This window comes from Sphingomonas trueperi, from assembly GCF_040545965.1.
GTDB classification, from domain to species: domain Bacteria; phylum Pseudomonadota; class Alphaproteobacteria; order Sphingomonadales; family Sphingomonadaceae; genus Sphingomonas; species Sphingomonas trueperi_C.
Genome location: NZ_JBEPMV010000003.1, coordinates 192490 through 215793 on the forward strand (window position 1 = coordinate 192490; position 23304 = coordinate 215793).

Consider the following 23304-nt stretch of genomic DNA (forward strand, 5'->3'; position numbering starts at 1 on the left):
TGCGAAGCATGGTGGAGGGGGAGGAAGCACCACGGCCAGTGGGTCGCCAACCTCCCCCTCCGTCGCCTTCGGCGCCACCTCCCCCTGGCAGGGAAGGAAACACTTGCGTCCTTGAATCTCCAACATGCACATGCCATGTACATGCACATGGCTACGCAGCTTCCCCAGACTCGCTCCAGCCGTGTCGTCGTGCTGGTATCGCCCGAGGAAAAGCGGCGTATTTCCGCCAATGCGGAAGCGGCCGACATGACGGTGAGCGACTTCATGCGCACCGCTGCCGAGCGCTATACCGAACCGACCGATGCCGAGATGGCGCTGATGCGCGACCTGCTCGCCCAGCTCGAACAGGCCAATGCCCGCACGGACGAGGCCTTTGCGCAACTCGAAGCTGCGCGCACCGCCGCCGCCGAGTTCAATGAAGAGGCGTATCGCGCTGAGGTGCGCGAGCAGCTGCTGGCCGATTCGTCGATCGATTGGGACGCACTCTCCACCGCCCTGTCCGGCTGGGCGCGCCAGTGAGCTTCTGGACCGACGCGTTGCGCGCCCTCCAGCAGGTCGCGCTCCTTCAGCACAAGGTCGATCAGGCGCTGACCACCGCCGAGGAAGCGCGCCGCCACTCGATCGAGACACGCGAGCGGGTGATCCGCCTGGAGACGCTGATCGACATCGCGATGAAGCGCCAGAGCGCAGCACCGCCGGCACCGCCTGCACTTCCCGAAAGTCCACAAGCCGGCAGCTAGCACCCGCTTCCCCGAGCGCGTACATCGCGGTACGTGCTGAAAATGACCATCCTACCCCTAACCGCCCGCCCCCGCGCGCTCGCGCACTGGCTGTTCGTCGTCGCCGCGATGATCGTCGCGATGGTTGTGGTCGGGGGCATCACCCGGCTGACCGAATCCGGCCTGTCGATCACCGAATGGAAGCCGATCTCCGGCATCATCCCGCCGCTCAACGACGCGCAGTGGCAGGCCGAATTCGATCACTACAAGCAGATCGGCCAGTATGAGCAGCTCAACCAGGGCATGACGCTCGCCGGCTTCAAGTCGATCTTCTTCTGGGAATATATCCACCGCCTGCTCGGCCGGCTGATCGGCATGGTGTTCGCGCTGCCGCTGCTGTGGTTCTGGGTCCGCAAGCAGATCCCGCAGGGTTATGGCTGGCGGCTGGTGGCGTTGCTGGCGCTAGGCGGGCTGCAGGGTGCGTTCGGCTGGTGGATGGTCAAGTCGGGGCTCAACCACACCCGCACCTCGGTCAGCCATTTCTGGCTGGCGACCCACCTGATGACCGCACTGTTCACGCTGGGCGGCATTGTTTGGACGATGCTCGACCTGCGTGCGCTCGCCGCCAATCATGCCGAGCGCCCTGCCCGGCTGACCGGGCTCAGCGCCGGTGTGCTGGTGCTGCTGGCGATCCAGCTCTTCTACGGCGCGCTGGTCGCGGGGCTCGACGCTGGGCTGGTCACCGATCAGTGGCCGCTGATGAACGACCGCTTCTTCCCAGGCGTCAGCCAGGTCGGCGAGAGCCCGCTCCACGCCGCGCTCTACGATCCCGCCATCGTCCACTTCATCCATCGCTGGTGGGCCTGGGTCGTCGTCGCCGGGCTGATCGTGCTCGCCCGCAAGGCCAAGGCGGCCGGCGATCGCCGCGCGTCGATCGCAATCCACTCGGCGTTCGGCATCCAGATCCTGCTCGGCATCGCGACCGTGATGACCGGCGTGAACCTCCACCTTGCCGCCACCCACCAGCTGGTCGGCGCGCTGCTGGTCTGCGCGACCGTCTGGGGCGTCCACGCCATCGGCCGCCCCCGGTGAGCGACACCGCGCTGCTCTACGTCACCTTCGCCAGCCGCGCCGATGCCGAGCGGGTGGCGAAGACGGTACTGGCAGAACAGCTGGCGGCCTGTGTCAACATCCTCGCGCCCTGCACCTCGATCTATCGCTGGCAGGGCGACATCCAGCGCGGCGAGGAAGTCCCCGCCCTGTTCAAGACCCGCCCTGCCCTGGCACTCCGCCTGCGCGAGCGGATCGCGGCGGTCCACGGCTATGACCTGCCGGTGATCGAGCAATGGCCCGTCGAAGCGGGGGCCGCCGTCGTCCGCTGGATCGCCGAAGAGACACGCTGAACCGACAGGTATCATTTTACCCGTCAGCAAACCCACGCATTTCTTGACTTTCAGGCCCTCTATCGGCATTGGGGCGTGGATCGCGCTGCCGGCAACGGTGGCGCGTATGCATTTCCTACGCGAAAGGTCACAGGCCATGAAGGCGCTGATGAAGACCACCAAGTCGGCCAAGCCGGCCGAGGTGGAGAAGAAGTGGCACATCGTCGACGCCGAAGGGCTCGTCGTCGGTCGTGCAGCGGTGGTGATCGCTAACGTCCTGCGCGGCAAGCACAAGACCAGCTTCACCCCGCACGTCGACTGCGGTGACAATGTCATCGTGATCAACGCGGACAAGATCCGTTTCACCGGCAAGAAGCTCGGCCAGAAGGTGTACTACAAGCACACCGGCTACGCAGGCGGCATCAAGGGCATCACCGCCGCCAAGGTTCTCGAGGGCCGCTTCCCGGAGCGCGTTCTGGAGAAGGCCGTGGAGCGCATGATCCCGCGCGGCCCGCTCGGTCGCCAGCAGATGCGCAACCTGCGCATCTTCGCCGGTTCGGAGCATCCGCATGAAGCTCAGAACCCCGAGGTTCTCGACATCGCCGGCATGAGCCGCAAGAACAAGGTGGGTGCATAATGTCTGACAACCGCCAGTCGCTTTCCGACCTGGGCGCAGCGCTGGGCCAGCAGCCCGCCGCGCCGACCGAAGGCCAGGCCGCCGCTCCGGCTGCTGCCGCCGCTGCCGACGCCTATCTCGCCGGCCAGATCGACGAGCCGGCCGCCCCGACCACGCCGCTGCGTGCGCAGGAACTGGACCAGTATGGCCGCGCCTATGCCACCGGCCGTCGTAAGGACGCCGTGGCCCGCGTGTGGCTGAAGCCGGGCACCGGCAAGATCACGATCAACGGTCGTGACCAGGAAATCTATTTCGCGCGTCCGACGCTGCGTCTCGTCATCAACCAGCCGTTCGGTGTCGCCGAGCGTGAGGGCCAGTATGACGTGATCTGCACCGTCAAGGGCGGCGGTCTCTCGGGCCAGGCCGGTGCCGTGAAGCACGGTATCTCGCAGGCGCTGACCAAGTATGAGCCGGTGCTGCGCGCCCCGGTGAAGAAGGCCGGCTTCCTGACCCGCGACAGCCGCGCCGTCGAGCGTAAGAAGTACGGCAAGGCGAAGGCCCGCCGCAGCTTCCAGTTCTCGAAGCGCTAAGCATCTCGGCTTCGGCCAAGGAATTTGGGGCGGTCCGGCAACGGGCCGCCCTTTTTCGTGCTGGTGAAATCCGGCGGGTTGGCCTAGCCGCTTGCCTCCTTACCCAAAATGGTGCACCGCAACGCGCAAAGGGCGATGACTTGGCCGCTGCGGTGGCGCCGGATGGTAGCCAGCGAGCGCACGACTACGTCGTGAGACGCGCTTCGGATGCACTTGTTCCAAGAAAATCGCCGTGGACTCGCAACGGCCGACCGCAGGAAAACTCGATACGATAGCGTATCGTCCCGCCTTGTACCGTGCTTGTTCAGGGTAGCGCAGATAATCCCACTCTGGGACAGGTCTTCCTAAAAAAATCGGTTCCCCGTAAAGCTTGGGTGCAACGCGGCAAAACCTGCGGGCGGGGAATTCAGACATGCGACGGATTTGGACGGCGGCTGCGCTTGGCGCGGCGGGCCTGCTGTCGGCTTGCGACGGCAGCAGCGACAACATCAACCTGGCGGACACCCGGATGACCAGCGGGCTGGTCGACCTGTCGGCCGCCAATGCCGGGCTTTCGCCGGCGCAATCCCAGGTGACCGACGGCATTCGGCTGGCGCGGCAAACGACCTTCGGTCCTACGCCACAGGTGCTCGAGCAGATCTCGAAGCTGGGCACCGAAGGCTGGCTCAACCAGCAATTCTCGGCCCGCGGCAGCACCTATGCCGATCTCGCGGTGGCGCGCAGGATCGACTATTGCAAGGACGTCCCCTGCAACCGCCGCTATTTCAGCCGCACGCCCGTGGCGATGCGCTTCTACGCCAACGCCGTCTCGGCACCGGACCAGCTGCGCCAGCGCGTTGCCTTTGCGCTCGCCCAGATGATCGTCGCGTCCGAGCAGGAGCAGCGCTCCACCGCCGGCATGGCGTCGTTCAACCAGCTGTTTCTCGATAACGCCTTCGGCAATTACCGCACGCTGCTGAAGGCCGTCACGCTCAGCCCGTATATGGGCATGTACCTGAACATGGCAGGCAGCAACAAGGCCGCCCCTTCCGAGAATTATGCGCGCGAGATGCTCCAGCTGTTCTCGATGGGCCCGAACATGCTCAACCAGAACGGCTCGCCGCGCCGCGACGCGACCGGCGGCACCGTGCCCAACTATGGCCCGGACGATATCCGCGGCGTTGCCCGCGCGCTCACCGGCTGGGATCGCGCGCGGATCGGCAATGCCCCGATCACCAACCAGCTCGCCGGCGACGACGTCAAGCCGATGATCCCGGTGCCCGATCGCTACGACGCCGGCGAGAAGCAGTTCCTCGGCACCCGAGTGCCCGCGGGCGCGAGCCAGCAGGCGAGCGTGGATGCGGTGGTCGACGCCGCGTTCAACCACCCCTCCACGGCTCCGTTCGTTTCGCGCCACCTGATCGTCCATCTCGTCACCGCCAACCCCACCCCGGGCTATATCGGCCGCGTGGCAGCGGTGTTCGCCAACAACGGCCAGGGCGTACGCGGCGACCTCAAGGCGGTGGTGCACGCGATCCTCACCGATCCTGAGGCCCGCACCGCGCCCCGCGTTGATCGCGGCAAGCTGAAGGAGCCGGTACTGGCGATGGTCTCGCTCGCCCGCGCGATCGGCATGACCACCGACGGCTATGCCTTCGTCATGCGCGATACCGGGCTCGGCCAGCCGGTGATGCACGCGCCTTCGGTGTTCAACTTCTACCCGGTCGATTACCCGCTGCAGGGCAGCGCCACGCTGTTCAACCCGGCGTCGAAGCTGCTCAACAGCAGCACCGTTCTTCGACTGCACAACATGATGTACGAATGGACCGTGCGCACCGAGGTTTCGACCGCGGAGTTCAAGGCGCCGACCGGCTATGGCACCGCTTCCGGCACCAAATTCGCCTGGGCGACCTGGGAGTCCTTCGGCGACAATGTCGATGCGATGGTCGCCGCCGTAGACGTACTATTGCTGGGCAATAGCATTACGCCGGCTCAGCGCGCCGCGCTGCGCACTGCCGCGATGGCGATCAACGACAAGGATGTGCGTGTGCGCGCCCGCAAGCGCGCGCAGATGCTGCTCTACATCGCCGCCACCAGCCCGCAATTCCTGGTCGACCGGTAAGGAACCGATCCGATGACGCTTTCCCGACGCGATTTCGTGCGCCTCACCGCGGGCACCGGTGCCCTGGCCGCCATGGGCCAGCTCGGCCGCACCGCCGCGGTCGCCGCCCCCAGCGGCAGCTACCGGGCGATGGTGGGCATCTTCCTCTATGGCGGCAATGACGGCTGGAACATGGTGGTGCCGACGGATGCCCGGCACGCCGCCTATCAGGCTGCGCGCGGCGGCGTCGCGCTGCCCCGCAACACGCTGACGCCGCTCACGAACAGCAGCTATGCCCTGCACCCGGCGATGGCGGCGCTGCGCCCGATCTGGGATGAAGGCGCGCTGTCGCTGGTGCTCAACACCGGGACGCTGTTCGCCCCGTTGACCAAGGCGACGTATCAGTCCCGCCCGGACCTGCGCCCTAGCAACCTGATGAGCCATTCGGACGAGCAGGCGCATTGGCAGGGTCTGCGCGCCCGCGATGCCGCCAGCGACGGGTTCCTGGGCCGCTTGGCCGATCGCATGCCGGGCGGCCGGCTGCCGCCGCTGATCTCGCTTGCCGGGTCGACCCTGGCGCTGATCGGCAAGACGGCGACGCCGCTGGTGCTTCCCGCCTCGGGCCTCCCGGGCCGTTCGGGCTACAGCGCCAAGGACACCGCCAAGAACCTCGCCACCACCATGCTCGCGACGAGCGATGGCGGCCCGATCATGGACGGCGTGGAGTCGACGCTGCGCGATACGTTCGACCAGGCGGACCTGGCCAACAGCCTGCTTTCGGGCGCGAGCAGCGTCACCCGCTATTTCGTCGATGCGAACGGGCGCGCGCTGACCAGCGACATCGCGGCACAGCTGCTCGGCGCGGCGAAGATGATCGAGGCACGCGGCACGCTGGGCCATAGCCGCCAGAGCTTCCTGCTCAGCATGGCCGGGTTCGACTATCACGCCAACCAGATCCAGGGTTCCCCCACCGCCGGCGCGCACGCGGACCAGCTGGGCGATCTCGCGCAGGCGATGGCCGCCTTCCACCGCGCGGTGACGGCGCTGGGCGTAGGCGCCAACGTGACGACCTTCACGATGAGCGACTTCGGCCGCACCTATGCCAGCAATGCGCAGAACGGCACCGACCACGCCTGGGGCAACAACCACCTCGTGATGGGCGGAGACGTCGCGAAGGGCGGCATCTTCGGCACCTATCCCGATCCGGTGCTCGGCGGCGACGACGACATCACCAAGGAGGGCCGCTTCATCCCCGGCATCGCGCAGGAGGAATATCTCGGCGCGATCGCGCGATGGCACGGCGTGAGCAATGCGGACATGCCCTATGTCTTCCCCAACTGGTCAACCTGGTCGACCGCCGGGCGCGGACCGCTGGCGCTGTTTCGCCGCTAGAGTGCGACGCTCGCCTCGCCCAGGAAGCGGGCGCGGGTGGAGAAGCTGGTGCCGTCGACGGTGATCTCGTTGAACGAGGGCGGCTGGTCGCGGGTGCGTTCGGACAGCGTGCCCGCACCGATCAGCCGCACCGTGCGATCGCCGACGGGGTGCTCGATATCGAAGGGGTCGTGGACATGCCCCGTCAGCACCGCGTTCGCGCCGGCCTGGGCCAGCGCCTCCAGCGCCCGTCGTCCGCCGCGGGTGCGCGAGGTGGCGCGGGTGCCTGCCTCTACCAGCGGGTGGTGCGCGGCGACGAAGACCAGCCCACCCGCCGGCACCGCCTCCGCCAACGCCAGCGACTTGTGCAGCGCGTGGCGGCTGACATGGCCCTTCGACCAATTGGTGCGGAACTGGAAGCGTGCGGTGGTCTTGAGCGGGACGATCGAGACGCCGCGGATGTCGAGCGGGCGTTCGATCATCCGCTCCAGCGCGCGGTAGCGGCGATAGGGCATCGCCAGTCGCGCAAACGGGTTGAAATAGGGCAGGTCGTGGTTGCCGACCTCTACCGTGGTCGGCACTGCCAGGCTCTCCAGCCACTCGGCGGCGGCGGCGAACTCCTTGGCGCGGGCGCGCATGGTGAGGTCGCCCGTCATGATCACCGCAGCGGGCTTTTCGTCACGCACCTTGGCGTTGAACCAGTCGACCGCCTCACGATTTTCTCGGCCGAAATGCACGTCACTGACATGGAAAAAGCGGGTCATGCGGCCGGCACCTCCGCGCGGGTGGCGATGAACGTCTCCAGGCTCCGTCCCGCGCGGATGGTGGTGCCGGGCTCGAGCGTCTCGGGCTCGCCGTCGAACAATGCGAGCACCGGCTTGCGCTCGGCGAGCTTGAGCTGCTCGGTGCGGCTTTCGGTCACCGCGCGCGCCGCGACCCAGTCGCCGGTCACCCATTCCCAGCCGAGCTGCGCGATCGAGCCCCAGTCGCGCGCATCGACCGCCGCGACCTCCAGCCCCTCGAGCGTGGGCGTGACGAACACCGCCTGGTAGCTGTCGCCGAGATTGCGGGCGCCCTGCACCCGCACGCCGCGCCGGTGGAAGGTGCTCCGCCAGGCGCCGCGTACTGCCGCGAGCAGCCGGCCGAACCGGCCTTTGCGAACTACCTCCCGCGCACGGAACCAGCTCGCCGCCGGACCGAGGATCAGGCCAACGAACGCGCGATGCTCGCCCGCCACGATATAGGGCAGCGCCACCCGGCGATCACAGCCATGCGCGGCGTGGATGATCTTGTGGGGATCGGTCTCGTCGTGCAGCGCCTTGGCGAGCAGGTTCATCGTCCCGCCGGGCAGGATCAGGAACGCGCCTTCCCAATCCGCCAACGCGCGCAGCGCCGCGTTGATCGTGCCGTCGCCGGCGAACAGCACCACCGTATCGACGTCCGCCGCGTAGAGCCGCGCCGCCTCGGGCAGCGCGTCCTCGGGGAAGCGGGTGCGGCCGGCGAGCCGCAACCCGCGCTCCTCGAACACCGCCTCCATCGCGTCGCATTTCGCCTGCGAGGTGGTGCCGGAATTGGGATTGGTGATGAACCAGAGCGTCTGCATGGCCCTCGTAACGCCCGAGAACCGATTTCGTGGCGTCGCTCAGTGGCCGGTGAAATGCGCCTCGCGCTTTTCGAGGAAGGCGGCGATCGCCTCGCGGCAATCGTCGGTCTTGGCGGCGATGCTCTGGTGATCGGCCTCGATCTCCATCGTCTCGGCCAGCGTTCCCGAGAGCGCGACGCTTACCTGCTTGCGGATCAGCCCCAGCGCGACGGTGGGCATGGCCGCCAGCTTGGTCGCCAGCCCGTGCGCCACCTGCAGCAGCCCGCCATCCTCCACGACCCGTGTGACGAGCCCGTTGGCCAGCGCTTCCTCGGCCAGCATCCGCTCGCCGAGCAGCGCCATTTCCAAGAGCCGCGCACGGCCCGCCGCCTTGCCGATCAGCCAGGTCGCCCCGGCATCGGGCACCAGCCCGATATTGGCGAAGGCGAGCAGCAGATAGGCCGATTGCGCCATCACCACGATGTCCGCGGCGAGCGCGATCGAGGCCCCCGCCCCCGCTGCCGCGCCATTGACCGCGGCGACGATCGGGATCGGCAGCTCGGCCATCGTCGCGATCACCGGATTATAGTGCCGCCGCAACGCCTCGCCCGAATCGCGCATGCCGACGCTGGCGGTAAGGTCCGCGCCCGCGCAGAAGGCACGACCCTCGCCGGTGAGCAGCACCGCCCGCGCTCCATCCTCTGCCGCGCGCCGTAGCGTCGCCGCGAGCAGATCGAGCATGTCGGGGGTGAGCGCGTTGAGCCGATCGGGGCGGTTCAGGTGCACCACCGCGACATCGCCTTCCATCGCAAGCAGCACCGGCGCGTCGGACATCCTCACTTCTCCTTTTGGTCGGGAAACGGGATGCCCGCGCGCGCGGCCTCGCGCAACTCAAAGCTCCTTGAGCACCGTCGCCGGATCCGCGAGCACGGCGGGATCGACCACCATGCGCTCGGCCACCAGCCGCTTGCCCTGGACATAGTCGCGCATGGCGTTGACGCAATCGAGCGCGATCACCCGCCCCTGCTTGAGGTAGATCACCGAAAAGGATCGTGCCGCCGGATCGCCGCGGAGCACCGTCGCGTCATGGCCGATCGACAGCCCGACGGTCTGCAGCTTGAGGTCGTACTGGTTCGACCAGAACCACGGCACCGCGTCATAATGCGCGTCCTGGCCGGTGAGCAGCTTGGCGACGACATTCGCCTGATCATTGGCATTCTGCACCGATTCCAGCCGGATCTCGGCGCCGTCGGCATAGCCGTTCACATGCAGCGCGCAGTCGCCGATCGCATAGACGTCCGCCAGGCTGGTGCGGCACTGCGCGTCCACTCGCACGCCGTTGCCGCCGGCAGCGCCCGCTTCAAGCAGCGGCGCCACTTCGGGGACGATGCCGATGCCGACGATCACCATGTCCGCCGGCAGCACCTCGCCGCCCGCCAGCCGCACGCCGGAGACGCGCCCGTCCTGCTCCTCCAGGCATTTGACCAGCGCGCCGGTGCGGATCTCGACCCCGTGGGCGCGGTGCTCGGCCTCGTAGAAGCGCGACAGCGGCTCGCCGGCGACGCGGGCGAGCACCCGGTCCATCGCTTCCAGCACAACAACGTGCTTGTCGGCCTTGATCAGCGCGGCGGCCGCCTCCAGCCCGATATAGCCGCCGCCGATCACGACGATCCGCTTGGTCGCCGGCAATTCGGCAAGCAGTTGGTCGACGTCGCGGCGCGTGCGGATGGCATGGACGCCGGCGAGATCATGCCCGCTGCACGCCAGCCGCCGCGCGCTGCCGCCCGCAGACCAGACGAGCGCGCCATAGCCGATCTGCGCGCCCGCCGCGTCGGTAACGGTCTTCGCCGCGGGATCGACCGCCACAACCCGGCGCCCGGCCAGCATCGTCACCGAGCGCTCCTCCCAGAAGGCGGGCGCGCGGATCAGGATGCGCTCGAAGCTCTTCTCGCCCTTCAGATAATCCTTGGAGAGCGGCGGCCGCTCATAGGGCAGCTCGGGATCCTCGCCGATCACCGCCAGCGTGCCCCCGAACCCCGCCTGCCGGAGCGCCACCGCGCACTGCGCCCCGCCATGGCCGCTACCGACGATCAGAATATCGAATCTGTCCAAAAAGCGCACTCCCTGCGATCCCATGCACGAAATCGCTATACTCATACGAACGCGTGCCGGCTGCCATGCCATATTGCCGGTGCGCAGCTGCGCCAATAGCGTCAACTACCCCATTGCCACTGCAGTTAAGCAACGCTATTCCGCCGGGCAGAAACGCTGATGCACCACGGCCCCGTGGCGGCATTGCGGGTGTAGCTTGATGGTAGAGCAGAAGCTTCCCAAGCTGGCCGTTTCCGCACCTTTCCCAGCTATTCAGCGCAAAGACGGTCTCAAAAATATCATTACAGAACAGCCACTTAACAAGAGCCTGCAAACTAATTTCAGCTCAGGTCATGGATGAGCGGAGCAGGCACTCGTCCGGTCTTGGACGTAGGTCTATCCTGAAGGCCGAGATTGGGTGGGAAGCTCGCGGGCAGCTATCGCTCGTAGCGCAGAGGAAGCTGACTGCCGCGCCCGAACCCGCCCGTTCAGATTCCGCCGATTACCCCGAGCAGCACCTCGACCAGTTCGAGCACCACGAGCTCCTTCGCGTTCACCAGCTTCGCGGTGGCCGAATAGTCGCCGTTGAGCTTGACGTCGACGGGATAATGTCCGGGTAGCCCGGCCTCGCGGATTTCAAACTCGATCCTGTCGCCGTCGGATATGGCGAATTCCTTGAAGGGCATGGAGGAGATGTTCGACATGGCATAGCCCGCGTCATCGCCCTCGAACCGGCAGCCGAGCATCCAGAAGTCAAAAGGCGAGGTGGGCAGGTCCACGTCTCCATTCGCCCCCAGCCCATGCTCCGGGCCGGCAACGTTAATCACGGCGCGGCTAAGCTGGAGATCTTGGGGTTCCGGCAGGCTTGGCGTATGAAACACGACCAGCGCCGCCAGCTTCTGCTCGCTGCGGTTATTAACCATCACTTTCCCACGCGACATGTCATGCTCCTCTATCCGGCACCGCAGGATAAGAGCCTCAGCCCAGCGGGTAAATTGCTTGCACCGCACGAGCCGAACAATTGAGGCTCGCGGGCGTCTACTGGCCCTGCAAGCTGGGGCGTGGACGGACTGGCAGCTTCCCCACGGAGCGGACCACCAACTCTTCTGCAGTACACTCGAAGCATGGGCTATCAGTGTAAACAAGATGCTCTACCAACTGTGCCTCAGCTCGGCGCTGATCCCTTGAAGCGCAGCCTGTTCGTCGACAAGGGTCGCGTCGCCGCGCGGCGCGACCGGCTGTCCTTCAAATATCGCTACACGCTCAACATCGTAGCCCGGGACTATGCCGGCTCTATCGATGGGCTGATGGTGCCCATTCTCGCCTGGAGCACCGAAGCCCAGCCCGAACGGCTCGCGGTGGGCCAGCAGGACCCCTTCCGCTTCGAGTCCGAACTCCTCGACGCCGACGCGGCCGACGTGTCGGCGTGGATCGAGCTGACCGAGGCGGTGTCGGTCGAGGCGTTGGCGCAGGGCGGCTTCAACGCCGTGCAACTGGCCGAACCGCGGCTCGTCGAATGCGCGGCGACCTGGCCGAGCTGGAGCGGATCGCGAGCGCATGGCTGCGGACAATCGTGCCGCCAGGACCGCGCCGCCTCCTCCGGCAATGGTCAAGGAGCTGCAGCGCTCGCAAGCCGCGCGCATCGGTCGCTAGCAGAACCCCGATGGCAGCGCCTACAGCCCACCCAAGGCCAAGCCCGCGCCGCGCCCAGGTAATTACGCGGTGAAGTTTCTCTACCCTAAGGGCGCCGCCGAGCCGCGCCTGGTGCTGATGAAGAGCTGGACCCACGAGGGCAACCTACTCACCGGCTTCGACGTCGAGGCCGGCGGCGCGCGTAGCTTCTTCTGGAACAAGGTCGACCGCTGGCTACCCCTGGAGCCCGAGGAGCAGAACAAGGGCGCGGGGAAGTATCGGCGCAAGAGCAGCATTCGGCGCGCTGCCATGTTCCGCAAGCTTCGCAACGGGCGCAACCTGCGCGCTGGCGCTACCGATCGAGAGGCGTGGATCGGCTTTTTGGTCGTGCGTCGGAAATTGCCGGCGTGTCTCAACACGGATTGATGGATCGGCCGGCGGCCAAGGCGAAACCCTTACGCTACGCTCGCCGCGCGTTGCTGGGCGTCACCGGTGCCTAAGCGGGCGCAATGCTCGACATGCTGCTCTGCCACCCGACGAGATTACCCTGACCGTATTTCGGAAAGGGGGCCCGGTGTAGGCGCACCGTATCGTGACGGAGCCGATATGAAAGGAACTTTTTTTTTGCGCACTGCCCGGTACTTATCACTTGTTGTTCCCAACTTTTTTTCGCAAGACAAACTCCTTGCTGTTCCCTTCTGGCACACTCGTCCGGCTTGCAGCACCACCCGATGGCGCATTCCCGTGGGAACGACAAAAGCCTTCATAAATACTGAAATATTTCCTTGCGTTGCAATCGAGTAATATTTCGAAATACCGACTTGCGACCCTCACAGGGGGCGACGTAACCGGGGAAAAAAATGTTTGCACTTGCGCTATCGTTTGCACTGGGCATCATTGCAACGCTCTTTATCATCTTCATAGCACTGCCGATCGCGACTGTACTTATTGCCGATATAATGGCGGCAAACGGCGACTGATCCATTCCCACCCAATCACGAAGAGGAAGGGATAAAACAGTTGCAGTTATTTGACTCACTAGGGCTAATTTGCGGTATTTTGACAGCATTAGCCATATACGCGGCGCTCGCTATCTTCGTTATGCTGAAGAAACCCAGGCTTAACTTTGTTAAAGAGGTGGAGCCTGAGAGGATCGACGATTGATAAGGCCATGAGAGCGGAACGGCAGTTCCAGCGCCGCTTTCAGCCGTTCGCCTGTCTCGACTGACCTTGTAAACTCGCTCTTTACAAGCCCCACCGCTGGCAAGCCTGCCCCGGTCGCCGCAAAATGGCCGTCATGGTCGATACCTCCGTCACCTTCGCCGCAGTCGACCTCTCGGATCTCGACCGGCTCGCCGCGCTGATGAACGTCGCCGGGCTCCAGCGCGACCAGCCCGCACCTGGGGGGGGTGCTGGTCACCATCCTGTCGCGTCTGGGCGACGGCACCGCCTCGCCCGAGCTGCTGGCCAAGATCTCGGCGCACGTCTCAGCTGAGGCGGTGCGCCCGCTCACCGACGCGGTGACGGTGCAGTCCGCGACGATCTTACCTACCAGATCGCCGCCACCCTCACGACGTACAGCGGCCCTGATGGCTCGATCGTACTCACCGAGGCCTGTAGCCGGGTTGAGGAGTATCGCGATCGCCAGCACCGCCTGGGCGTCGACGTCACGCGCTCCGGCATCTTTGCCGCCCTCTATGCCGAAGGCGTGCAGAATGTCGTGCTTGCCGAGGCCGCACCCAGGCCGCCCTCTGCACCGCGATTAGTGTCGCCTATCCGCGCCGCGGCGCCCGTGCGCGCCGCAGGCACCGCGCGTTCGTCGATCGCCGTCATGCTGGGCCTGCTCGTGCTCGCGATCGCTGCCGTAGTGGGAGAACGCCGCCGATGACACGACAGAACGAGAGCACCGGACCCGTTGGGCCCGTCGCGGTAAGATTGCCGAGGCCGTCAACATCGCTCGCGAGCTCGGCCTTGACGTTGCCGGCTTCCAGATCTCTCCTGACGGTTCGGGCAGCGTGTTCGAATCGCGACGCGTATGCCGCGGCCACATCGACTTGATCGAGGAACGGGCGGGTAAGTTCCCCACCGCCATCTTCGCCGATCCTCGGATGACGGCGAAGGTTGTGAAGTGGCGCAACGAGCGGGCAGCAACACCGCGATCAGGCGACATAGGCATCACCGTGCTGTCGGCTCTGCTGGCGTTCGCACGCCTGCGCGGACATGTTCCCGAGAACGTAGCCCGCGACATACCGCAGCTTTACAAGGGCAGCGACCGAGCCGAGATCGTCTGGACGAACGACGACATGGCTGCGTTCGAGTGGCACGCCTGGGAGGGGGCTGCCCTTACTTGATCGACGGACTGCAACTGGCGGCGGTTACCGGTATGCGCCGGCAGGATCTCGTCTCGCTGACTTGAGACCAAGTCGGGGAGTTTGCGATCGTGAAGCGCACGTTGAAGCGCAGCCGAGGCAAACGCCGCCGGGCCGTCATTCCACAGACATCCCAGCTGGAGCTGGTTCTGGGCGAGCTGCGCAGCCGCTACCGTTCACCAGGTGTGAACAACGTGCTGGTGAACAGCCGTGGCGAGCCATGGACCGGCGATGGCTTCGGCGGCAGCTTCAACCGAATCCGCGACGCTGCCAACATCGTGCACGTCGACGAAGACGGTGACGTGCGGCCAAAGCACCTGCACGACGTTCGCGGCACCTTTTGCACAATGCTGCTGACCGAGTGGGAATTAACGGATCAGGGGGCGGTCGATATCATGGGATGGTGGCCCGACCGCGTCGCACACATCCGCAAGGTGTACGTTGATCACACGCGCGTCGTTGTCGCTCTCGGACAACGGATCGCGGCGCTCTCTGGCAGCAAGTGGGGCATTGCCAGAGGGCGCCAGCGTCGCTATTTCGACCTCCACCAGCCGCCGGTTGCAAAACATTTTGCAAAACAACTCGGCGGCAGCGGCGAAAAGTTGAGGCCTCTCAACGGTTTGCGGGTGTAGCTCAATGGTAGAGCAGAAGCTTCCCAAGCTTACGACGAGGGTTCGATTCCCTTCACCCGCTCCATTTTCCGATCTCACGAAATCCCACAGAACTTTGTAAACCGCGGAAATCGGCGGTATTTTTCGGGCTGTCCGGTTCGTGATCGCTCGTCTCATCTCATCAAATCGCAACTGGAGATGGGGCCTTCTCAAAAATCGCGGGCCCCACTTTTTTGCACGAGGCCCCAAGGTGGTGGGGCCTCGGGATGAGAGGCCCGAACCATGCCGTTGAGTGATATGGCGATCCGCAAGGCCAAGACCCGCGAAAAGGCCTACAAGCTATATGACGAATTGGGCCTTTACGTCATCGTGTCTCCGTCCGGCTCCCGCCTGTGGCGGATGAAGTTCAAACACCGTGGCGTCGAGAAGAAGCTCAGCTTCGGCTCCTACCCGGAGGTCAGCCTGCGCGACGCGCGTAAACTGCGCGATGACGCGCGCGAGATCCTTGCCGAGGGGAAGGACCCCGTTCTGGAGAAGCAGCGCGAGAGAATTCGGGCCGAAGCACTGGCGGAAAACACCTTCACTCGCATCGCCAACGAATACTGCTCGAAGCGGCGGCGCGACGGCGACCGGGCCTGGGCACCCTCCACCGCTGCACGGTGCGAATATCTCCTCAGCCTGCTCGACACCTCCATCGGCACAATGCCGATCCATGAGATAGAGCCCATCGATGCGCTGACCGCGATTCGAAAGATCGAGAAGCGTGGCAAGCTGGAGAGCGCACGGCGAACCTTGCAGTTGGCGAGCGCCGTGTTCCGCTACGCCGTCGCCACTGCCCGATTGAAGTCGGACCCGACGAGGGACCTGCGCGGCTCGCTGCTGACGCCAACCGTCAAGCACTACGGCGCGGTCACCGAGGCGAAGGACGTTGGCAAGCTGCTGCGTGCAATCGACGCCTATGAGGGCTAGGGCATGACCAAATGGGCGCTGCAACTGGCGCCGCATGTGTTCGTGCGCCCCGGAGAACTACGTCACGCACGATGGGACGAGATCGACTTCGACGCCGCAGTGTGGACCATCCCGGCCGAGAAGATGAAGATGCGCAAGCCGCATCACGTCCCGCTTTCGACCCAGTCGATCGCCATCCTGCTGGAGATCCGGTCGATCACAGGGTCAAACGGATATGTATTCCCGTCAATGCGGTCGCGCACGCGGCCGATGTCGGACAACACCCTCAACGCCGCACTCCGCCGATTGGGCTATGCCAGCAATGAAATGACCGAACATGGCTTCCGCGCCATGGCGAGCACCCTGCTCAACGAGTCGGGCAAGTGGTCCTACGACGCGATCGAACGCGCGCTGGCGCATGGCGATACCGACAAGGTTCGTGCGGCCTATCATCGCGGTACCCATTGGAAAGAGCGGGTAGCGATGGCACAGTGGTGGTCGAACCTGCTCGACAACCTGCGCAGCGGCGCAACGATCTTGCCCTTCCCGGGAGTGCGGGTCGGCTGAACGCCTCCGGTCACGCCGCCCGATCGCGCGCCGTTTTAGGTGTCGGTATGCGACGCCGCACGCCTATTGGGCGGGGTCTTCCCAGGGATTGAGCAGCGGAACGCCGGTCGCAATGAAGTCGGCGGTATTGCGGGTGACGACGGTGAGGCCGTGAACAAGGGCGGTGGCGGCAATCATTGCATCGCGTTCTGCGCGAGGATCGGGAACGTGGAGGGCTGCGCAGCGACGGGCCACCGCAGAATCGAAGTCGAGAATGTGATCCGCAAATCCGGGCATCACGGTCTTGTCCATCCAGCGACGGAGCGATGCTGCCTGCGCTTCGTCCCGCCGTTGCAGCCGAAGGATGCCGATCTCGATTTCCATGATCGTCACTGCCGACACGAACGGGCGAGCACCGACTGCCATCTTTGTCCAAGCCTCGAACGCAGGGCCTGCCCGTTCCGGCTTTCGGAGTGCCGACACGACGTTGGTATCGAACAGGAACATCAATCCTCGCCGAACTCGGCTGGACGGAAGCCGATGTTCAGCTTGGGCGGGTCGAAATCGAAGTCTCCGCCACCGTCCTTATCCGCAAACATATCCGCTAGCGTCGGGCCCTTGCCGATCAGCCGCTGATATTCTTCGATCGAGAGCAGGACATGCGCGGGGCGCCCGCGATCGGTGATGAACACAGGGCCATGCAGGGCCGCCTTCTTGGCGCGGGCGGCGTCCTGATTGAACTCGCGGCTGGTAAGGCTGGTGATGCCCATGACGCCCTCCTGGCGCTTGACGATATGTTGCTACATTGTCAGCGAGGCGGCGAAAGTCAAGACGCGTGCGAACGTAGGGGTTACCATTAGCGCATGGCGATACCGACAATGTGCGTGCGGCCTATCATGGCGGTACCCACTGGAAGGAGCGCATGGCCAGGGCACAGTGGTGGTTGAACCTGCTGGACAGCTTACGATGCGGAGCGACTATCCTCCCTTTTCCGGAAGCTTCAGCCTCCTAGACGCCGCGCTTACAGGACTCACATCGGGCGCTGGAGGCTCTGCTTCCGGCGGCGCCGAGATTGGCAAGTTGGCCAGCAACGAAGCTTCAGCCTGCCAGACCGGATGTCATCGGCTGGCTCCCCGCCCCCGCGCGAACCCCCGACCGCTCTCGAGGAAGGACGCCAGCATCGCCGGGATCAGATCCGTTACCGCCTCCTTCTGACCATAGGTGTCGGCATATAGCGCAGCATAGTCCTGCAGCCGTTGGTGCAGGTCGGGCGTGATGAGGATCGCCAGCTTGACGGGCTTTCGATCCGGTAGCTTGGCGAGTTTCAGGTCGGGCATGTCGGCCTCCTATCCGCGCCAGGGCGCGAGGATCAGGTCCTTGTGGACCACGAGCAGCACGTTCGTGCCGGGGCGAACCGTGAGCGTCGGTTGGACGTTGAGATTGCGGGAGGTGAGCTGGTCGCCCGCGCGCGCGACATTCTGCTGCGTCGACTGCCGGATCGCCCGGACAAGATCGCTGTCACCGGAAATCGTCAGCTCCGAGCCCACGCCGAGCAGGGTCGACAGCGCGATCCCCTTGAGCAGCGTCCAGGTGTGGAAGTCCACCTTGTCCTGCAGGCCGGCATAGCCCGAGGCATCGGTCGCCGGCACGTTGTCGATCCGGAGCGAACTGCCGTTCGGCAGCAGGATGCGCTGCCAAATGACCAGCGCACGCTTTTGCCCGAAGGCGACGACCATTGATGAGCGTCAACGTCGCGTCCGAGCCCAACCCGCGAAGGTTGAGCGTCGTCGCATTGTTCGCATTATTGTATCCGCCCTGGTCACCGCCCCCCGCGACCCCGGGGTTTTGCCCTCCGGTGAAATTCTGCGGGAGTATCCGCGAAACACTCGCCATGTCGGGGATACCCTGCTCCTCCAGCCCCCAGCGCGACACGATAATGACTGGCGAAGGCCCCTCGGCCCCGCGGATGCGCGAGCCGGTTACCGTGATGGCATCCGATTTCTCTTCTTGGGCTGAGGCGCCCCCGCCTTTGCCGGGTCGCTCCCGGATAACGATGGCGCCGGATTCCTCGCCGACCAGAAGTTCCTCTCCTATGGCGAGACGCACCGCCTGCTCGACGGTGTAGATACCCCGGATCGTCCCCGAGCGCTTGCCGCGCACCTCCTCGTCCGCGAACAGGATCTCCCGGCCGCCCTGACGAGCGATCGCACGGAGCGTGGAGGCAAGGTCCTGCGCCGGCAGGTCGAAGCGCGTCGCGCCCGCCTGGGCGCGTGCCTCGACAACCACCATGTCACTGTAGGAAAGCGTCGCGGCAAGCGTCGCCGCACAAAGCGCCCTTTTCGAAATCGTCATTCTTTTCTCCCGCGGCCGGTGTCCCGGCACTGGAGCGATTGACGCAGCCGACGGCGAAACACGGGGTCCGACCCGAAAAAATGTTTGCAGGGCGGCAGCAGCGGCGGATGTCCGCATTTGCGCGGTGCCCTTGCCCCGTCGGCGGGTAGCGCTAGGCTCCCGCGTCGAACCATGTCCCGCCTTCACAGCCTCCGCGCCACGATCGACGATGTCACCCGCTTCCTGGACGCGGAGCCCGTGGGGCAGATCACCCTTCCGCCCGACGTAACCGAGGGCCGCCAAGGGCTGGTGATGTTCGAGGCCGGTCGCCGCAGGCGGCTGCGGATGATGCGCTGGGGCTTTCCCCGCCGTATCCGCGACGCGCAGTTGCAGCGGAACGAGCCCGAGATCATCGGCCTGGTAGCGGACCTCACCAATCCGCTCTAGGAGCAGACCGTCGTCGAGCCACGCTACCGCTGCATCATCCCGATCACGCATTTCGGCAACCCGGACGGCGACGAAGGGGCCAAGACACGGACATGGTTCTCGGTCCGCGACCAGCCAATCCTGGCTTGGGCAGGCTTCTGCCGGAACTTCCCCGAGGTGGGCCCTTCCTATGCGGGCATGACCATGGAGGCGAACGCGGCCATTCCGCCGACCAACGATCGCATGCCGGTACTGCTCGAGCCGCACGAGCACGCGCGCTCGCTGCACGGCTCGATCCGCGACGTGATCGGCTTCCAGTTTCGCCCGCCGATTGCGGCCGAGCGGATGGTCGTCCTGCGCACCGAAAATTCCTGGCGCGGCGGCGGTCCGCCGCCCGATGGCACGCAGTTGGACCTGCTCTAGCCGCGAACCATGGGCTGCGCGTTGCAGCCCCCTCGCCTTCGACCTAGGCTGCCGCGATGTGCAACCTCTACCACCTTCGGAAGAGCGCAGCCGAAGTCGCCGCGCATTTCGGCGTCGACAATCCGGTGCAGTCCAACGCGGGCGAAGAAGTCTACCCCGGCTACCCCGGCATGGTGGTGCGCGAGGAAGCGGGCGCCCGCGTGCTCCAGTCGATGGGCTGGGGCTTCCCGCTCCGGCTCAAGGGGATGAGCCCGACCGCAAAGCCGAAGCCGGTCAACAACATCGCCGATCTCACCAAGCCGATGTGGGTCGGGCTCGCGCGCAAGCCGGAATGGCGCTGCCTCATCCCGCTGACCGGCTTTGCCGAAGCGGAAGGCGCCAAGGGATCGAAGACGCGGACCTGGTTCAGCGTCAAGGATGCGTCGCTCTTCGCCTGGGCGGGACTGTGGCGGGACAGCGCCGAATGGGGTCCGGTCTATTCCGGCGTGATGACCGACTGCAACGAGGCGATCCGCCCGGTGCACGATCGCATGCCGGTGCTGCTTCACCGCGACGACCATGATCGCTGGCTGCACGGCAGCTTCGATGACATCCTCGCTTTCCAGGCGCGCTGCTTCCCCGATGACCTGATTGTCATTGAGCGTACCGACGAGCCCTGGGTGAAGCGCAAGGGCGCTGTCGAACAGCCGGCCCTGTTCTAGGCACGAAACCGGCTGACCGCCCGCCGCCATTCGACATCGCTCGGGAGCGGCAGGCTGGTAATCGTCGGCGGATCACGGGTCAGGCTGATCGTCGTGCCGCGCCGCCCGCACCGCGAGCATCGGAGGCGAGCCCCCACCTCGACGAGCAGGCCGGGCCATTGCCTGCGCTCGAACAGCCGCCAGAGCGCCGCCGCATGAAAGACCCCGATGTGTCCGCACCCCGCACAGGCTGCCCGGACCGAACGGTGGAACGCCGCAGCCTCGAACAGCGTCCGGGGCACCTGCCCGCCATCTGCGTCGTAGCGTGCCATATCAACCTACCAAGCGCAGGCGCGGACCTGCCGCCGCAGGCGCAGGGTGCAGGCCGAGCGCGGGCACCTGCGCCTGCGGCACCACCCGGATAAGAGCATCTGGCCAAGCCGGGAACATCGCCCGCACCTTGGCGGACAGGAGCGTCGCCGCCGGTGCATCCATCAGCAGCGTCGCGTCATAGCCGCACCACAGTTCCGGCGGGATTCGGCCCAGGCGGTACTTGCCGGCAACCACCAGCACCGCCGGAGGGTGAAGCTCGCGCCTCCCCGCAATGAAGCGTGCCAGGCATAGCGGTCGCTGCGCCGACTTCCAGGTCTCGAACTCCGCAGCGGAATTGACCTGCCCCAGGCGATGCCCCTCGACTCTGCCTACATGGATCAGCCATCCACCATAGGAGAAGGTTTCGAGTTCGATCGGCCAGCGGTGCGCCAGCCAGTTGGTCCTCTCGATCGCATCCATCGCGCGGGCGTCAGGCGTGCACCTGCTCGGCGAACAGGCTCGGTTGCACGGCGCGATCGTGCAGCGCCCGACGCGCCTGCAGCGCCGCGCCGACTGCCTGGCGATAGTGGATGGTCCTGAAGCGCTCCGCCTCGTCGAAGCCGAACGGCGCCCATTCCTCGCTCGGATAGCAGGCGTCGTAGATCGCACGCGCAGCAGCGCGCAGCTGGAGGTCGTGCTCCATGCCGAAGCTCCCAATGATGTCGAATCGCTGCATCGGCAGCGGATTGTCAGCTAGAACAAAATGGGAACGAAGGGCAAGAACGCAAAGTCTCTTACTTGTGCCATGCAGGCTCAGGTGGGCTGCAACCTAGTCGGCGACACTCTCGGGCAGACGGACTGCTCGCACGACCGTCGATCCCAGTCGATGTACATGCCAGCCTGCACCGAACAGTGCCATTTCAGCCCCAGACGAACTCTTCTGCCGGCAAGCCGTTCGGGTCCATCTTGCGTCGAAACCCTCCACCAACCCCCGAACGATGCAAGGTGATAGCAATGCACTCCAACGCAACGGACCGCATCCTGCGGCGCAAAGCCGTCCTCGCTCTAACAGGCCTCACGCGTTCCACCCTTTACCGGAAGATGGAAGCAGGCACCTTCCCCGCTAGCACGCAGATCAGCACCCGCTGTATCGGCTGGCGCGAGTCTGCTGTTAGCTGCTGGCTTGATGATCCGATGACATATGAGGCAGCCCCGACCCTGGAGCGATAAGGCAACGATTGACCGGGTGTGGGACAAAGCCGTCATTCTTCAGGTGCCCCCGGAACGGCTGCTCTCGCCGCAAGCCGCCACGGCATCGCGCCAGCCATAGCTCATTCAACGGGAGATCGCTAATGGAGGGAAAACGCAAATCGATCCCCCGGAGCCACTCCACTGAACGATGACGCTTGCGACCAATTGCCGCAGCGGAAATGATCAAGGGGACTGATCCTAGTTCTTATTCGCCGGCATGACCTGCCTGCAGCCATGCCGGCCATTGTGCTGATTACAACGCTTCCAATACGGTCTTGCCGATCGCGCGCCCGCTCTCCAGCAACGCATGCACCTGCTTCAGATTGGCTGCGTCGATGCCGGCCACGCGCTCCCGTAGCGTCGTCCGCAGCACGCCCGCGTCGACGAGATGCGCCACTTCCTCCAGCAGCCGGTGCTGCTCGATCATGTCGGGCGTCTGGAACATTGCGCGCGTGAACATCAGCTCCCAGGCGACGGTGATCGACTTGCGCTTCAGCGGCACGATGTCGAAGTGCGCGGGATCATCGATCAACGCGATATGCCCCTGCGCCGCGACGATCTTGGGGAACAGCGGCAGGTAGCGGTCCGACGCGGTGAGGCCGGCGACATAGTTGACTTCCGGATGGCCGATCCGGGCAAGTTCCTCGTCCAGCGGCTTGTGGTGGTCGATCACATGATGCGCCCCCATTTGCTCCACCCAGGCGATCGTCTCCGGGCGCGAGGCGGTGGCGATGACCGTGAGGCCGGTCAGTCGCCGTGCCATCTGGATCAGGATCGATCCGACACCCCCGGCGCCGTTGATCACCAGCAGGCTGCCCTGCGCCCGCTTGCGCCCATGCGGCACGTTCAGCCGGTCGAACAGCAATTCCCACGCGGTGATCGCGGTGAGCGGCAGCGCGGCGGCTTCCGCCCAATCCAGGCTGACTGGCTTGTGCCCGACGATGCGCTCGTCGACCGTGTGCAGCTCGGCGTTGGCGCCGGGACGGGTGATGTCGCCCGCGTAGAAGACTACGTCGCCCGGGCGGAACAGCGTGACGGCGTCCCCCACCGCCTCGACAATGCCCGATGCATCCCAGCCGAGGATCTTCGGGCCGCCTTCTGGCGCCGGGCTGCCGCCACGGACCTTCACGTCGACCGGATTGACCGAGACCGCCTTCACCCGGACGAGCAGGTCGTGCGGGCCGGGCGTGGGTGCGGGAATGTCCAGGTCGAGCAGCGCGTCTTCGCGGTCTATGCTGCCGGGCTGATGGTAACCGATGGCTTTCATGTCGAACCTCCTGATGATCGTTCGCGCTACAGATCGTCCATGCGAATGCGTGCCGCCACGGCCAGTTCCGCACGGCC

31 protein-coding genes, 1 tRNA gene and 2 pseudogenes are annotated in these 23304 nt (G+C 65.5%); 21 read left to right on the forward strand and 13 right to left on the reverse strand.

Going from position 1 to position 23304, the window contains the following annotated elements; translation table 11 throughout:
• Positions 1-147 precede the first annotated feature (147 nt).
• The 8 genes from ABIC35_RS08535 (at position 148) to ABIC35_RS08570 (ending at position 6779) form a co-directional block, all read left to right on the forward strand.
• Positions 148-519, forward strand: a complete 372-nt coding sequence (locus ABIC35_RS08535; protein WP_121079218.1) for a plasmid mobilization protein — start codon at positions 148-150, stop codon at positions 517-519.
• The gene (locus ABIC35_RS08540; protein WP_147425842.1) at positions 516-740 is read left to right on the forward strand and encodes a hypothetical protein; all 225 of its coding nucleotides are present in this window, start codon (positions 516-518) and stop codon (positions 738-740) included. The genes ABIC35_RS08535 and ABIC35_RS08540 overlap by 4 nt, the downstream gene beginning before the upstream one ends.
• A 42-nt stretch (positions 741-782) precedes the next feature.
• Entirely contained in the window at positions 783-1811 is a 1029-nt protein-coding gene (locus ABIC35_RS08545) for a COX15/CtaA family protein (RefSeq protein ID WP_121075226.1), read from the forward strand.
• Positions 1808-2122: a divalent-cation tolerance protein CutA gene (gene cutA / locus ABIC35_RS08550; RefSeq protein WP_121075223.1), complete on the forward strand. Its 315-nt coding sequence runs from the start codon at positions 1808-1810 to the stop codon at positions 2120-2122. Before ABIC35_RS08545 ends, cutA begins: the two co-directional genes overlap by 4 nt.
• A gap of 136 nt (positions 2123-2258) precedes the next feature.
• On the forward strand, positions 2259-2738 hold the full coding sequence (gene rplM / locus ABIC35_RS08555; RefSeq protein ID WP_019369452.1) for a 50S ribosomal protein L13: 480 nt from the start codon (positions 2259-2261) through the stop codon (positions 2736-2738).
• The gene (gene rpsI, locus ABIC35_RS08560; RefSeq protein ID WP_064310032.1) at positions 2738-3307 is read left to right on the forward strand and encodes a 30S ribosomal protein S9; all 570 of its coding nucleotides are present in this window, start codon (positions 2738-2740) and stop codon (positions 3305-3307) included. Before rplM ends, rpsI begins: the two co-directional genes overlap by 1 nt.
• A gap of 412 nt (positions 3308-3719) precedes the next feature.
• Positions 3720-5408 (forward strand): DUF1800 domain-containing protein, encoded by a 1689-nt coding sequence (locus ABIC35_RS08565; protein ID WP_121075221.1) that lies wholly within the window; start codon positions 3720-3722, stop codon positions 5406-5408.
• A gap of 12 nt (positions 5409-5420) precedes the next feature.
• Positions 5421-6779 carry a DUF1501 domain-containing protein gene (locus tag ABIC35_RS08570; RefSeq protein WP_121075217.1) on the forward strand — a complete coding sequence of 453 codons (1359 nt, stop codon included), beginning with the start codon at positions 5421-5423 and terminating at the stop codon, positions 6777-6779.
• Here the strand turns inward: ABIC35_RS08570 and ABIC35_RS08575 are convergent.
• The 4 genes from ABIC35_RS08575 to ABIC35_RS08590 are packed head-to-tail and all read right to left on the reverse strand — an operon-like array spanning position 6776 to position 10452.
• On the reverse strand, positions 6776-7522 hold the full coding sequence (locus ABIC35_RS08575; protein WP_121075214.1) for a metallophosphoesterase family protein: 747 nt from the start codon (positions 7520-7522) through the stop codon (positions 6776-6778). The genes ABIC35_RS08570 and ABIC35_RS08575 overlap by 4 nt on opposite strands.
• On the reverse strand, positions 7519-8361 hold the full coding sequence (locus tag ABIC35_RS08580; protein ID WP_121075212.1) for a diacylglycerol/lipid kinase family protein: 843 nt from the start codon (positions 8359-8361) through the stop codon (positions 7519-7521). The genes ABIC35_RS08575 and ABIC35_RS08580 overlap by 4 nt, the downstream gene beginning before the upstream one ends.
• Before the next feature lie 39 nt (positions 8362-8400).
• Entirely contained in the window at positions 8401-9174 is a 774-nt protein-coding gene (locus tag ABIC35_RS08585; protein WP_121075209.1) for an enoyl-CoA hydratase-related protein, read from the reverse strand.
• Between the two features lie 57 nt (positions 9175-9231).
• Positions 9232-10452 carry an NAD(P)/FAD-dependent oxidoreductase gene (locus ABIC35_RS08590; protein WP_121075206.1) on the reverse strand — a complete coding sequence of 407 codons (1221 nt, stop codon included), beginning with the start codon at positions 10450-10452 and terminating at the stop codon, positions 9232-9234.
• A gap of 199 nt (positions 10453-10651) precedes the next feature.
• Between ABIC35_RS08590 and ABIC35_RS08595 the strand changes: the two genes are divergently transcribed.
• Positions 10652-10792 (forward strand): hypothetical protein, encoded by a 141-nt coding sequence (locus ABIC35_RS08595; RefSeq protein ID WP_183049336.1) that lies wholly within the window; start codon positions 10652-10654, stop codon positions 10790-10792.
• A 127-nt stretch (positions 10793-10919) separates the two neighbouring features.
• Here the strand turns inward: ABIC35_RS08595 and ABIC35_RS08600 are convergent, their stop codons facing one another.
• Entirely contained in the window at positions 10920-11372 is a 453-nt protein-coding gene (locus ABIC35_RS08600; protein WP_147425841.1) for a hypothetical protein, read from the reverse strand.
• A gap of 183 nt (positions 11373-11555) precedes the next feature.
• On the opposite strand from ABIC35_RS08600, the gene ABIC35_RS08605 reads away from it, so the two are divergent.
• The 8 genes and pseudogenes from ABIC35_RS08605 (at position 11556) to ABIC35_RS08640 (ending at position 16558) form a co-directional block, all read left to right on the forward strand.
• Entirely contained in the window at positions 11556-12146 is a 591-nt protein-coding gene (locus ABIC35_RS08605) for a phage tail protein (protein ID WP_354278404.1), read from the forward strand.
• 7 nt (positions 12147-12153) lie between these two features.
• Positions 12154-12489, forward strand: coding sequence for a hypothetical protein (locus ABIC35_RS08610; RefSeq protein WP_354278405.1), 336 nt, complete (start codon positions 12154-12156; stop codon positions 12487-12489).
• A gap of 871 nt (positions 12490-13360) precedes the next feature.
• Positions 13361-13558 carry a hypothetical protein gene (locus ABIC35_RS08615; protein ID WP_147425840.1) on the forward strand — a complete coding sequence of 66 codons (198 nt, stop codon included), beginning with the start codon at positions 13361-13363 and terminating at the stop codon, positions 13556-13558.
• Positions 13473-13829 carry a baseplate J/gp47 family protein gene (locus ABIC35_RS08620; protein ID WP_220667339.1) on the forward strand — a complete coding sequence of 119 codons (357 nt, stop codon included), beginning with the start codon at positions 13473-13475 and terminating at the stop codon, positions 13827-13829. The genes ABIC35_RS08615 and ABIC35_RS08620 overlap by 86 nt, the downstream gene beginning before the upstream one ends.
• Positions 13830-14117: 288 nt before the next feature.
• Positions 14118-14414 carry a hypothetical protein gene (locus ABIC35_RS08625; RefSeq protein WP_183049335.1) on the forward strand — a complete coding sequence of 99 codons (297 nt, stop codon included), beginning with the start codon at positions 14118-14120 and terminating at the stop codon, positions 14412-14414.
• A gap of 89 nt (positions 14415-14503) precedes the next feature.
• The gene (locus ABIC35_RS08630; RefSeq protein ID WP_147425839.1) at positions 14504-15064 is read left to right on the forward strand and encodes a hypothetical protein; all 561 of its coding nucleotides are present in this window, start codon (positions 14504-14506) and stop codon (positions 15062-15064) included.
• A tRNA-Gly gene (locus ABIC35_RS08635) sits at positions 15055-15128 on the forward strand. The genes ABIC35_RS08630 and ABIC35_RS08635 overlap by 10 nt, the downstream gene beginning before the upstream one ends.
• A 197-nt stretch (positions 15129-15325) precedes the next feature.
• Positions 15326-16558 (forward strand): annotated as a pseudogene (locus ABIC35_RS08640) (tyrosine-type recombinase/integrase).
• Positions 16559-16621: 63 nt separating this feature from the next.
• Here the strand turns inward: ABIC35_RS08640 and ABIC35_RS08645 are convergent.
• The 4 genes and pseudogenes from ABIC35_RS08645 to ABIC35_RS08660 all read right to left on the reverse strand — a co-directional run.
• A complete protein-coding gene (locus tag ABIC35_RS08645) occupies positions 16622-17044 on the reverse strand; it encodes a type II toxin-antitoxin system VapC family toxin (protein WP_121075192.1) in 423 nt (140 codons plus the stop codon).
• Entirely contained in the window at positions 17044-17307 is a 264-nt protein-coding gene (locus ABIC35_RS08650) for a type II toxin-antitoxin system Phd/YefM family antitoxin (RefSeq protein ID WP_121075189.1), read from the reverse strand. The genes ABIC35_RS08645 and ABIC35_RS08650 overlap by 1 nt, the downstream gene beginning before the upstream one ends.
• Positions 17308-17655: 348 nt before the next feature.
• Entirely contained in the window at positions 17656-17874 is a 219-nt protein-coding gene (locus ABIC35_RS08655) for a DUF2274 domain-containing protein (RefSeq protein ID WP_121075186.1), read from the reverse strand.
• A gap of 9 nt (positions 17875-17883) precedes the next feature.
• Positions 17884-18270 (reverse strand): annotated as a pseudogene (locus ABIC35_RS08660) (TrbI/VirB10 family protein); the annotation flags it as partial.
• Between the two features lie 790 nt (positions 18271-19060).
• On the opposite strand from ABIC35_RS08660, the gene ABIC35_RS08665 reads away from it, so the two are divergent.
• Genes ABIC35_RS08665 through ABIC35_RS08675 form a run of 3 tightly spaced genes read left to right on the forward strand, consistent with a single transcriptional unit; the run spans position 19061 to position 20418 of the window.
• Positions 19061-19315 carry a hypothetical protein gene (locus ABIC35_RS08665; RefSeq protein ID WP_354278406.1) on the forward strand — a complete coding sequence of 85 codons (255 nt, stop codon included), beginning with the start codon at positions 19061-19063 and terminating at the stop codon, positions 19313-19315.
• 33 nt (positions 19316-19348) lie between these two features.
• On the forward strand, positions 19349-19717 hold the full coding sequence (locus ABIC35_RS08670; RefSeq protein WP_354278444.1) for a hypothetical protein: 369 nt from the start codon (positions 19349-19351) through the stop codon (positions 19715-19717).
• Positions 19718-19773: 56 nt separating this feature from the next.
• Positions 19774-20418, forward strand: coding sequence for an SOS response-associated peptidase (locus ABIC35_RS08675; RefSeq protein WP_121075183.1), 645 nt, complete (start codon positions 19774-19776; stop codon positions 20416-20418).
• On the opposite strand, the gene ABIC35_RS08680 is transcribed toward ABIC35_RS08675, so the two are convergent.
• The 3 genes from ABIC35_RS08680 to ABIC35_RS08690 are packed head-to-tail and all read right to left on the reverse strand — an operon-like array spanning position 20415 to position 21412.
• The gene (locus ABIC35_RS08680) at positions 20415-20729 is read right to left on the reverse strand and encodes a hypothetical protein (RefSeq protein WP_121075180.1); all 315 of its coding nucleotides are present in this window, start codon (positions 20727-20729) and stop codon (positions 20415-20417) included. The two genes, ABIC35_RS08675 and ABIC35_RS08680, sit on opposite strands and share 4 nt — an antisense overlap.
• Before the next feature lies 1 nt (position 20730).
• Positions 20731-21189 (reverse strand): hypothetical protein, encoded by a 459-nt coding sequence (locus ABIC35_RS08685; protein WP_121075177.1) that lies wholly within the window; start codon positions 21187-21189, stop codon positions 20731-20733.
• 10 nt (positions 21190-21199) lie between these two features.
• The gene (locus ABIC35_RS08690) at positions 21200-21412 is read right to left on the reverse strand and encodes a hypothetical protein (RefSeq protein ID WP_066725748.1); all 213 of its coding nucleotides are present in this window, start codon (positions 21410-21412) and stop codon (positions 21200-21202) included.
• A gap of 311 nt (positions 21413-21723) precedes the next feature.
• Here ABIC35_RS08690 and ABIC35_RS08695 point away from each other — a divergent pair, with 311 nt between their 5' ends.
• A complete protein-coding gene (locus ABIC35_RS08695) occupies positions 21724-21939 on the forward strand; it encodes a helix-turn-helix transcriptional regulator (protein WP_121075174.1) in 216 nt (71 codons plus the stop codon).
• Positions 21940-22213: 274 nt separating this feature from the next.
• Here ABIC35_RS08695 and ABIC35_RS08700 read toward each other — a convergent pair whose 3' ends face one another.
• The gene (locus tag ABIC35_RS08700; protein WP_121075171.1) at positions 22214-23227 is read right to left on the reverse strand and encodes a zinc-binding alcohol dehydrogenase family protein; all 1014 of its coding nucleotides are present in this window, start codon (positions 23225-23227) and stop codon (positions 22214-22216) included.
• Positions 23228-23304 lie beyond the last annotated feature (77 nt).